At 59.9% G+C, this 11,067-nt stretch carries 7 protein-coding genes and 2 pseudogenes; 1 reads left to right on the top strand and 8 read right to left on the bottom strand.

The features are described from left to right. Positions 1–7: 7 nt before the first annotated feature. From ML401_RS36265 to ML401_RS36240, 6 genes and pseudogenes are all read right to left on the bottom strand, one after another. A pseudogene (locus ML401_RS36265) lies at positions 8–451 on the bottom strand (transposase); the annotation flags it as partial. Between the two features lie 52 nt (positions 452–503). Then, complete coding sequence (locus tag ML401_RS36260) at positions 504–1,892, bottom strand: IS1182 family transposase (RefSeq protein WP_285813254.1); 1,389 nt, start codon at positions 1,890–1,892, stop codon at positions 504–506. Positions 1,893–1,951: 59 nt separating this feature from the next. Further along, positions 1,952–2,722 (bottom strand): annotated as a pseudogene (locus ML401_RS36255) (IS256 family transposase); the annotation flags it as partial. 904 nt (positions 2,723–3,626) lie between these two features. Beyond that, entirely contained in the window at positions 3,627–4,463 is an 837-nt protein-coding gene (locus tag ML401_RS36250; protein ID WP_285813253.1) for a sugar phosphate isomerase/epimerase, read from the bottom strand. 3 nt (positions 4,464–4,466) lie between these two features. Further along, a complete protein-coding gene (locus ML401_RS36245; protein ID WP_285813252.1) occupies positions 4,467–5,813 on the bottom strand; it encodes an MFS transporter in 1,347 nt (448 codons plus the stop codon). A gap of 71 nt (positions 5,814–5,884) precedes the next feature. Then, on the bottom strand, positions 5,885–6,757 hold the full coding sequence (locus ML401_RS36240; RefSeq protein ID WP_285813251.1) for a phytanoyl-CoA dioxygenase family protein: 873 nt from the start codon (positions 6,755–6,757) through the stop codon (positions 5,885–5,887). Positions 6,758–6,876: 119 nt separating this feature from the next. On the opposite strand from ML401_RS36240, the gene ML401_RS36235 reads away from it, so the two are divergent. Then, positions 6,877–7,887: a LacI family DNA-binding transcriptional regulator gene (locus tag ML401_RS36235; RefSeq protein WP_285813250.1), complete on the top strand. Its 1,011-nt coding sequence runs from the start codon at positions 6,877–6,879 to the stop codon at positions 7,885–7,887. A gap of 131 nt (positions 7,888–8,018) precedes the next feature. On the opposite strand, the gene ML401_RS36230 is transcribed toward ML401_RS36235, so the two are convergent. Together ML401_RS36230 and ML401_RS36225 are read right to left on the bottom strand one after the other, a co-directional pair. Beyond that, the gene (locus ML401_RS36230) at positions 8,019–9,002 is read right to left on the bottom strand and encodes a tripartite tricarboxylate transporter substrate binding protein (protein WP_285813249.1); all 984 of its coding nucleotides are present in this window, start codon (positions 9,000–9,002) and stop codon (positions 8,019–8,021) included. A 1,289-nt stretch (positions 9,003–10,291) separates the two neighbouring features. Further along, positions 10,292–10,984 carry an SDR family NAD(P)-dependent oxidoreductase gene (locus ML401_RS36225; RefSeq protein ID WP_285813248.1) on the bottom strand — a complete coding sequence of 231 codons (693 nt, stop codon included), beginning with the start codon at positions 10,982–10,984 and terminating at the stop codon, positions 10,292–10,294. Positions 10,985–11,067 lie beyond the last annotated feature (83 nt).

Here is an 11,067-nt window from a genome sequence, read left to right as displayed (position 1 = left end):
AGCATCGTCAGGCCGCTTGGCGTAACGCCTCCTTCTTGTACTCCTTCAACAGATCCATGTTGAGATAGCGATGATCCTCGAGCCAGGCCTCGTGGCGCTCGACGGTCAGCGCCCGCACCAGCCTTAAACAGCTCTCGGCGTTGGGGAAGATTCGCACCACATAGGTGCGCCGCCGGATTTCCTCGTTGAGACGTTCGAGCATGTTGGTCGACTTCATGTGCTTGCGGTGCACCAGCGGCAGACGGAAGTAGGTGAGCGTCTCCTCGATGTTCTCCTCGACCCAGCCGGTGAGCTTGGGGTATTTGCCGCCCCATTTGCCGAGCCACGCCGCCAGATCGCGCCGCACCTCGCCAAGATCACGCCGGTCGTACATCCAGCGCAGCTCGAGCAGACAATCGTCGTCGACCCGGCGCGGCACGTAGTCGAGCGCATTTCTGAGGAAGTGCACGTAGGGGTCGTTGAAGAAGTGGCCCATAGATTCGCGCGATGCAGCGACCGGCCTATCATGGCCCTCGCGTCAAAGCCCGCGCTACGGCGCTATCTGAAGCCGCAAACGCATTATGAGGGACAATCCAAGACAGAATAAGCGCAAGGAGAGCGGTTGCCAGCCGCTTGAGGTTGATGGCGGCGGCCGTCAGGTAGGCCTGGATCTTCATATTCGGTAGACCGCGCCGTACGGCGCGCGCCAGCCCATGCCAAGTTTTGGCTTCGCCGTGGAGGCCCTCTGAGCGCCAGCGATGGCGTTGATAGAGATGTCGATCCTGCTTACTCCATCGCTCGCGACGGCGGCGGGGGCGCAGCAGTGCCGGATAATGGTCACCGACAACGACCGCTTTGTTAACCCGCCCTTTGGATAGGCAATCCCCCTTGAGCGGACACCGGGTGCAATCCTTCGCCTTCGAGTAAAAGAAACGGCCGTGCTTGATGGGCCGCGCGGGGCGCAAGATACGTCCTCGCGGGCACTTCAAGATGTCGTTCTTGGCATCGTACCGGAAGCGTCTGAGCGGTACGCGACTCTTGATTGGTTCGGCTTTAGCTGGGATGAGGGCATCAATGCCGCGCCGCTCGAGCGCGCCGTAGACTTTAGCGTAGGCATAGCCCGCATCGGCGGTGACGACCTTGATGTCGATGCCCGTAATCGCTTCGACCTCATCGACTTGCGGCTCGATCATCTCTCCTTCGTTCGTTTGTCCAGTCGTGACCGCGACATCCAGAATGACACCGACCTTGTCATCGACGGCAGTGTGCTGCTTGTAAGCGGGCTCCAGCCGCCGGTTTCGGGCATTCGTAGCCATTGTCGCATCGGGATCAGTCGTGCAGACCTTTTTGTACTTCCCGCTTTGCCGGCCCTTTCTCTCATCCTCGCTTTCATCTTCGCTTTGATTTTCGCTCAGCACATCCACCACATGCTGCTCGGTGAGGCTATCCCAACTCACGTTGGCGCGGATTAGCGACGCATCGATGTGAACCACTTCGGCTGTTGCGATCTTGGCCTTCAGACAGGCCTGGACCGTGCGTTTAAAGATCCTACGGAATCGCTCTTCGCCCCAGCGCTGGCGGATGCGCGTCAGGCTGGAATGGTGCGGTAGCTGCTCATGCAGGCCATAACCAGCAAACCAGCGAATGGCGATGTTAACCTGAGCCTCTCGGATCAGCTTGCGATCGTGCACGATGCCGGTGAGCAGACCCGCGAGCATCAGGCGGACCGCGGCCTCCGGATCGATGCCTGGCCGACCGTCGTTCGCGCTATAGCAGTCGGAGACCTCTTCCCTTAGCCAAGATAGGTCGAGCACACGATCGACCCGTGCCAGCACGTGCTCATCTGGGACGAGCTGTCTGAGCGAGCCAGTGATGAAGAGCTCCAACTGATCCCGCTCCTTGCGCCCCAGCATCTCGTTTGCTCCGCCAATCGCGAATCGCCGACGAGAACGGAATCAGCCAATTGCAGCTTTTTCAACGACCCCACGTAACAGCGCTGCCAGAACACGCCGGTGAGGACTTCGGCGATCGCCTTCTTCAGCCCCGGGTGATCGTCGGAGACGACGAACTCGACGCCGTGAAGGCCGCGGGCCTTCAACGCTTCCAAAAACTCCTTCCAGCTCGATCGGCTCTCCCGGTTGGCGAGCTCAACCGCACGCACCTGACGCCGACCTTCCCAGTAGACGCCGATCGCGATCAGCACCGCCTGGCTCGCGATAATCCCGTCGTCGCGCACCCGCTCATAGCGGGCGTCCAGGATCAGATAAGGGAACGGCTCTCTCAGCTTACGTTCGCAGAAGGCTTTCAGCGAGGCATCCAGCCGCTTGTTGATGGCGCTGATCGCCGAGGCCGAGAACGCATGGCCCCCCAGTTCCTCGGTGACCTGCTTCACCTTCCGGGTCGAGACGCCCTGCACGTACATCTCGGCCAGGGCCGCAACCAGCGCCTTCTCCGAGCGCTGGTAGCGCTCGAACAGCTCGGTCGAGAACCGCCCCTGGCGGTCCTGCGGCACCTTGAGCTCGATCTTGCCGACCCGGGTGATCAGCGAGCGCGTGTAGTAGCCGGAGCGATAGCCGAGCCGCGCTTCGGTGCGTTCCCCATTCTCCGCGCCCAGCGTCTCCGCCATCTCGGCTTCCCGCGTCTCCTGCACCGCGGCCTGGATCAGCGGCTTGAGGAACTCCTTGTCCGACGCCAAAAGCTGTTTGACGGCAGAGACATCCGTCTTAATCTTCGTCACGGTCATGGTGGTCCTTGCTCCTCTCCGAGCGGTGATTTTCGCAACCACCTGACTTACCATGACCGCTTCAGCCTCTCAGCTTTTGCAGAACCTCCCGCACACTACCGATTGGCGATCGATGCAGCACCCATGTCCGAAGTTCGTGGCCATGCGGCGCGCCAGCGGTGTGGTGAGGACGGGTAGGGCGGTAACAAGACGTCAACTTATCGAGCTTAGCTTTGGCATATCGCGGATCTAGTCACGCGTACCGCGAGATCATACCGGAAAGACATCGCACGCCGGATCCTGTCCGGCGGGCCAGTCCTAGCGTAGCGTCTTTCGGTCCCTGTGCTCATATTGCCGTCAGCCATCGAATTGATCGTTTCCGCTGACGTCTGATCCCGCAAAGGCCATTCAGCGGGTTGAAGAAGACATCGCGCTAGGGGCTGCACATGTCACAGAGATGACCCTAACGTTTCCGTCAGGAGGGGCTGGTTGTGCTCACGCCCTAAGTCCAGGGATCTTCCACGGAATGCGATACATCCCGGGCGCCTTATGCAACGATCTTTCCGGGACCGGGCTCCGGACGCGTACATCTTAGTGCGTACGCCTGCTCCTGGCCTCGTCTTGTTGTCACGCTCCTCTTCGATGAATCGCGGCGCCGAGTATCGATAAGCTCCAAAGGCTCGTTCTTCAGCGCATTGCCGATGAGTTTAAACTGAGGGCAGGTCTCTGACGAATTGCCGATTTGTCGAGCCAACTCGTGATCTGCTGCCACTCCGGAGCAGATGTAGCTCGGCGGCGGCGTGCTGAGATACCATCGGCTTGATCGCATCTTGCACACCGGAAGCTGGCGGCCGATCCAAGTCGGTCGATTCTTTGGCACTTGGCAAATAGGATTACTTCGGCAGATGGTCGGTTTTGCTGTGCTTTAATCGGCGATCCGATCCCACAAACTTCGGATCATGTCTTTCATCATTAATGCGTCTTTCCATCGATCAGAGAGTTCTTTACCGTCGGGTCCGGTGATCGCGTAGGGGGCCGGGCCGAGCTCGCATAGAAAGGTCAGCGTGGCGTCGGGACCGGCGCGCTTCTTCCATGAACGGATACCGTACTCCCACCATATCATGAACAGAGCGACCCAGTCCCGATGCTGGGGGAAGCCAAGCGATATCTGCACTTGCTCGCGACTCGCAATCCGTCCGTGGATGCCCCAGGCATTATCCAGAATGCGATGGATTAGCGCATGATTGGTGCCATCCACGGGCCAAGCGAACTCCCGGCCGACGAGGTAGTGTGAAAGATCGGCGGTGAGCCTCAGATCGGGAAAGCATTCGAGAAGCTTAAGCGTAAAGAATAGGTCGGTCGTCATTCGATCGCGATGGGTCTCGACATGCACCGAGACTCCAGCCTGATCGGCCAGGCGACGCCAGCCCTCCAAGACGGGAATGCAGGCTGAAAGCCGATCCGGGCGAACGTCCGGCTGTAAGTTGATGTGATCAGCGCCGAGACGCGCCACCAATTCGAGCACGGGCTTTAGATCATCGACCGTCTTCGGATAGCATTGCGCCTGCCAGATCAAATCGTGCGCGCGGAGGAAGTCTGTACATTCTGTAGCAAAAGCCGGATCGATGAAGCGGATACCGGCGCCGTCAAACCCGGCATCGCGGATCATTGCGAGCTGGGTTTGAAGCGGCCATTCCGGTTCGTCCACCAATCTTCGCTCCATCGCCCAGAGCGACTGTAGGATCTTAAACTTCTGCGTCATTCATCAGACTCGGAATGGGAGGCCAACCGGCGCAACTTCTTCGGTTGGCGTGTCGGCCGCGATGTCCTCGCGATAGGTCTCTGGACCGATCCAAATGGCGACCACCGTGCACAGAGCAAGCAGCATTGCGTAGCAGGCAACCGGCCACCAGCTTCCGTAGGCAGCGACCAGCGCGGTCGCGACGAACGGTGCTGGGCCTCCGGCCAGCAATGAGCCGAGCTCGCGCGCGAAAGCAAAGCCGGCAAATCGTCGCTGCGGCGGAAACAGCTCTGCAAAATAGGCCGCCTGCGGCCCAAACATCGCTGCAGTCACCACGGCGCGAGCCAAGATGAAAGCGAGCGCAATGAAGAGCCATTGCTTGGTGCCCACCATCCAGAAGAACGGGAAGGCGAGCGCAACGCCGGCAACAGCACCGAACATATAGACAGGCCGCCGCCCGATGCGGTCCGACAGAGCCGCAAAACCAAGGATCGCAAACAGCTCGATAGTGAAGGCGAGCATCAGGGCGCTGAGCGCGTCCGCCTTCGGCACGCCGACCGTGTTGATGACGTAGCTTAAGCCGAACACCGGGAAAAAGTAGCCAAGCCCGTTCTCGGCCATACGCGCGCCGAGCACCACAAAGAAGTTGCGCGGATGACGGCGCAGCGCTTCGAAAGCCGGGTTGCTCTCGACCTTACCTCGCGCCAGCACTGCTTCGGTGTAGACCGGGGTCTCGGTGATGCGCATGCGGACGAAAATTCCAACCAGGATCAGGACAAAGCTTGCGAGGAACGGCAGACGCCAGCCCCAGCTCAACAGATCTTCGCGCGGTAGTATCGTTACTAATGCGAAGGCACCGGCTGCGAGCAGATTGCCAACCGACACACCAAGCGGGGCAAAGCCTCCCCAGAACCCGCGATGCTTGGGGGGCGCATTCTCCACTAGATAGATCACTGCGCCACCATATTCGGCGCCCGCGCCAAGACCCTGGATGACGCGCATCGCAACCAGCAGAATCGGAGCCCAGATGCCGACCTGGGCATATGTTGGTAGAAATCCGATCGCCGTAGTGCCGATACCAATCATCAGCAGTGTTGCGACCAGCACTGGCTTACGCCCGTAGCGATCGCCGAGCACGCCGAACAAGAGGCCGCCGAGCGGGCGCACCACAAATCCAACGCCGAAGGTCAGAAAAGACAGCAGCGTGCCGACCACGGGGTCACTCTTCGGGAAGAAGAGATCGCCGAACACCAGAGCTGCGGCCGTGCCGTAGAGGAAGAAGTCGTACCATTCGAGCGCCGACCCGACGCTTGCGGCCAGGATCACACGTAGACGCGAATCGCCGGCGGCGCCGGCTTTGGCTGCTGTCATTGTTTCCGTCCCTGTTTTGTCGTTTAGGTGCGAAGCCCGCGTGCAATTGAGGCCTGCGGGCTTCCCCAGCCCTAGGCCACGCGCGTGAAGTAGGATTTCTTCGACGCAGACTGTGTTTCGTAGATCGATCCTTGCTTTTTCGCTGGCGGCAGCGGCATGCGCACTGGCACATTCGTCAGCCGTGGCGATATGACAGGGCCGCCGGCGAGCAAGCGGCTGTTGAACTCCTCAAAGTCCTTCACGCCCATCAGCGGCCACGCATCGCTGGCAGCAACTTCATAGAGCAAGAGGTTGCGCGGGCGGTTGGAGGTGTTGGTTGCCGAGCCGTGCAGCGCGCGAACGTGATGAAAAGACATGCTGCCCGCTCTACCGATGCACGCCACCGCACGCTTGATCTCATCCTGAATCAGGTCCGGATCGATTAGGCCGGCGAAATGACCATCATCGTCGTGGTGGTCCCACATCGTATCGCCGGTGTGCGAGCCGGGCGTGACGAGCATCGGCCCGTTTTCGATGTCGCAATCGTCCAGGAGAACGCCAATCGCCAGGATGTCGTCGTTGGTGTGCGGGTAAAACGCCCAGTCCTGATGCCATTCGACCGGCGAGCCGTACTGTGCGGACTTCATGTTGAGCTTAGAGCCGTGCAGGCGAAGGCCCGGACCGATCAGCTGGGTCAGGATCTCGATGACCGGCTGGCTGCGGACGATCTCGTCGAAGATTGGGTGCACTTTGTGGGGCGCCTTGATCCGGCGAACCCGCGGGCTCTCAGGGCTGTGACCAGGCTCAAGGTCATAGACGTCAGTGTGCTCCGTGACAGCTGCAGCGCCGACCACTAGGTCTGCAAGCACCGCACGAATTTGGTCCAGCATCTCCTTGTCGAGTACTTCGGGGACGACGATCACGCCGTCGCGCCGATAGGCCTGAACCAGATCATCCGAAATCATTGGCCTCTTCTCCCTTTTCGCATTGTTAGCGCTAACATAACAAATGACAGCGCTTTCATAGGAGGATGTTACCGCTAACATTTTGGTCGCGCAAGCGAGAATTGTGCGAAACTGAACCTATGAGTTCGATTCCAACTGAACCTGAGGCAAGCCCTTCTGGGCCACCGCCAACATTATCGGAAGTGGCCAAACGTGCTGGTGTTTCATCCATCACGGTCAGCCGCGTGCTCCGCACGCCTGATCTGGTGGCCCCCAAGACCCGCGTGCGCATCGAGCAGATCATGCGCGAACTCGGATATGTGCCGAACCTGGTCGCTGGAGCGCTTGCGAGCGCGCGCACCAATTCGATCGGCGTGCTGGTGCCAACCATCGCGAATTCGATCTTCGCGGATACGGTGCAGGGCCTGTCCGATGAGCTCGAACCACTCGGCTTCTCGGTTATTCTCGCTCAATCGCGCTACGATTCTGCGCGCGAGGATCGCATGCTGGCAGCACTTCTGTCGCGGCGTCCAGAGGCGATCATTATGGTCGGATCGCCCGCAACGGACGAGGGCGCTCGCCTGCTGCGGCATGCACGCATACCAGTCGTGGAAACATGGGAGTTGCCGGCGTCTCCGATCGATGCAGTGGCCGGTTTCGACAACTACCAGGCTGGTGAAACCGTCGCCAAGCACTTTGTCGCGCAAGGACGCAAGACCCTAGCATTCATCGGCGGCACTGATCCGCGCGCGACACGGCGCTGGCACGGCTTTCGCGACCATGCCCTGGCGAGCGGCCTTACTGAGCCACGTCGATTGATCCTTGAGCGCAATATCGCCAGCACGATGCTGGCGCATGCGCAGCTGCCTGGAGTAGACGCCGTGTTCACCGCCAACGATGCCTTCGCCATCGGTTACATGGCCAGCTTGCGCAAAGCCGGTCTGTTGCGCGAGGGACCTGCCGCGGGGCAGCCGGTCGCCGTGATCGGACTTGGCGACCTCGAAATTGGCCGGCTGTTCTCACCGACCTTAAGCACGATCAGCGTCCACGGTGATGCGATCGGACGGACCGCGGCAACGCTGACGCTCAAACGCGGCGGCCAACGCCGAATCGATCTCGGATTCGATCTCGTGCTCCGTGATAGCGGCTAGCATCATTCGCAGTTGACGCTCTCCAGCGAGAGAACGCTTGCGCCAAGCTCGACCACTTCACGGCAGATTTCCGGGCGGCATAACCGTCTACAGCTATTCGGCCACTACACGGGATCTTCCGTATAGCGCCTTCACTCGACATTGATGCCGGCAGATTTCGCCACAGTGGCCCACTTTTGGACTTCGGCCTGGACGAAGGTCTTGTATTCGTCCGGGCTGTTGCCGCTTGGGACGAGACCGGTCGCTTCGAGCTTGGCTTTGATCGGACCATTGATCGCCTTCGCGATCTCCTGATGCAGGCGATTGACCATCTCCTTTGGCATCCCGGGCGGGGCCGAGATGCCGCTCCATGAAACTGCAGAAAAATCAGGATACCCGCTTTCAGCGATAGTCGGGATATTGGGATAGATAGGATTGCGCTGCTCGCTCGTCACCGCAAGTATGCGTAGCAATCCCGACTGAACGTTCGACAATACCGCATCGGCGTTAGTGATCAGGATCGGCACTTGACCGCCGACCACGTCCTGCATCGCCGGCGCCCCTCCCTTATATGGAATATGTTCAATCTTGAGCCCAGTCTTCTGTTTAAACAACTCCATGGCCATATTGCCCGAGGAGCCGGTGCCCGAACTGGCATAGTTGTACTTCCCGGGATCCTTTTTCGCCATGGCCACGAGATCCTGCAGAGTTTTTGCCGGAAAATCGGGATGCACGACGATCGCGTTCGGCCCTGACGCGATCATGGTGATATGAGTGAAGTCCTTCACCGGATCATATGGCATATTCTTGTAGATGCCGGCGTTGATTGCATGTGATCCAACTCCCGACAAGAGTAGCGTGTAGCCATCCGGAGCCGCGCGCGCCACAGTCAGCGAACCAAGATTGCCGTTCGCACCGGGTCGGTTCTCCACAACCACCGGCTGGCCAAGCGACTTTGCGATCTCCTGGGCTACGAGGCGCGCATTGACATCACTCGTGCCACCCGCCGGGAATGGGACGACGACGGTGATCAATCTGCTGGGGTAGGTTTGGGCCAGAGCAGCGTCGGTTGCCGCAAGCATACAGATTGTGGCGCAAACGAAGCGCACAACGCGCGCGATGGCTTTGGCGACCATGATTTCCTCCTTTTCACTCCGCTCTGAGCTCGAGCATTTTGGTCGTTTTACCGACATCCCCTCTGTTGAAAAGCATCGCTTTGCCACCAGCAGCCAACCGTCTCATATCGTGAGACAGGCGGGCTTTGCTTCAAGGCTCGGAAGATCGGCGCCTTCGATCCGCAATTTATGGAGAGCAAGGAAGACGTTGCCACTTTTGCACGCGCGTGCGTGGATTGCTAAAGCATCAACGGCCGCGATGCCGCACCGTATCAGATAGCAAGAGCTGGTTTGAACGCACTTGACCGCTTCGCGGCCAAGCGCCAAGCGTGATCACGCTTGCTCGAATCAACGTTGGCGCTCCCATTCCTCCTGCCGCGATGAACGCCCCGCTGGTGGCAACCGAGCTCGTTGAGGTTCCGCTGGTCGAGCCGGTCCTCTATCACACAATTACGCTGGTTCGATGCCGGAATGAAACCATCGCTCCGGGAGGCCAACTCGCTCTACAGCACCATCAAGGCGCGGATCTCAACGACAAGGCGGTGCCCCTCGCCTCAAGATCCGGAAACGCGCGATCCGAGTTCGCCCGCAGCAGAAGTCGAACGCGAGGCCTCGTTTGTCGCGGGTGCAATCCTCGTCGCTATTGGCGGTAGTCGTTCGCCGATCCAATCGCGCAGTTTGATGCGAGCAAACCCAATTCACGCGTCGGGCTTCAACCGCACTCCCTCCTCGGTAGCCAACGCCTGGCATTGCTCACCGTGAGCGGCAGAGCCAGTGGCGAGGATATGACCTGAAGTGCTTGCGGTCGGACAGCCTTGTTTGCGCGTTAATGTAGTAGATTAGAGGATTGAGTTCTACCAACGCGAGGTGTGCGGGATCGTGAAGGGTTAGCGACACCATTGCAAATCGCACTATGTTAGCTTTGAGATCAGAAGACGCGGGAGGCCACACCCGTCGCTACTTGATGACTTCCCGTGCCACCATAAGCGATCAAGTGCGCCCTCATCGACCGCATAGTCCATCCCGTTGAGGTCGTGCAATCCATCTTCATACTCGTTATGTCTTCCCCCAAAGTAGCGCCGGCTGGAAGCAATGTTGTTGGCAGACGTGAAGTCGGCAAGCTGGCCAGTGAAATGTTTTGCACCCTACCGATTCCTAGCTCCGTCATTCCTCCGCACCGGCTCAATTTTGTATTGACGACGCGGCAGGCGCCCAAACCGATCGCCTTTCGGCTAGGTTCGAGCGACACTCCTCGAGGCATATCCGCGCGCCTCGGGTCTCTATCGTGGACCCGCAGTTCCGGCCGGCCGCTAGAGCATCGGCTCGAACTGGCAATGCACGAGCATTTCCGAGACCGAGGCATTGTTCGGAAGCATGAGCGCCGTTTCCACCAGGCGGGCGATGTCGCTCGGCTGGCTCATCTCTTGACGGGGAATTTCATCGTCGTTCAACGTCATGTCGGTGGCGACGTAGCCGGGGCAGATAACCGTCGCCCGAATGCCGGCTGCGCGACCTTCCCGGCGAATGCCGTGGGTGAGTGCGACCACGGCAAACTTAGTCATGGCGTATCCGACATTGCTTCCGACGCGCTTGCCTGCGAGAGATCCCAGATTGATGACCCGGCCGTGACCGCAGACCGCTAGATGGGGGAGGGTCGCCCGGACAAGGCGCAGAGGACCTTTGACGTTGACGCGCCACATCTCGTCGAGCGCGCTCTCGCCCTCGTCGGAGACGCGCACCTTAGGATTGATTCCGGCCGCGTTGACGATGGCGTCGACACCGCCCCACCGCGCCACGGTCGCGTTGACCCAGGCGATCGGGCTTGCAGCATCCTCAGCACTATAGCGATGCGTGATGAGCCCCTCCCTCTCCGGCAGCCGGCTCGGATCACGAAGTCCGGCGGAGACGCGAAAGCCCGATGCCAGCAGTCGATCCATGACGGCGCGTCCGATGCCGCGCGAAGCGCCCGAGACCATGACAATCCGATTGCCGACCTCCAACATCCGAGCCGCCTCCTTACCGCGGGCCAAGTTCATCACGAACTGTAAGAGAGCGCGGCGAAAGGCAAGTAAGAGAAATTTGCTCT

Origin of the sequence: Bradyrhizobium sp. 62B, assembly GCF_030272265.2 — a bacterium.
Classification (GTDB): domain Bacteria; phylum Pseudomonadota; class Alphaproteobacteria; order Rhizobiales; family Xanthobacteraceae; genus Bradyrhizobium.
This window is presented reverse-complemented; position numbering and strand designations above follow the sequence as displayed.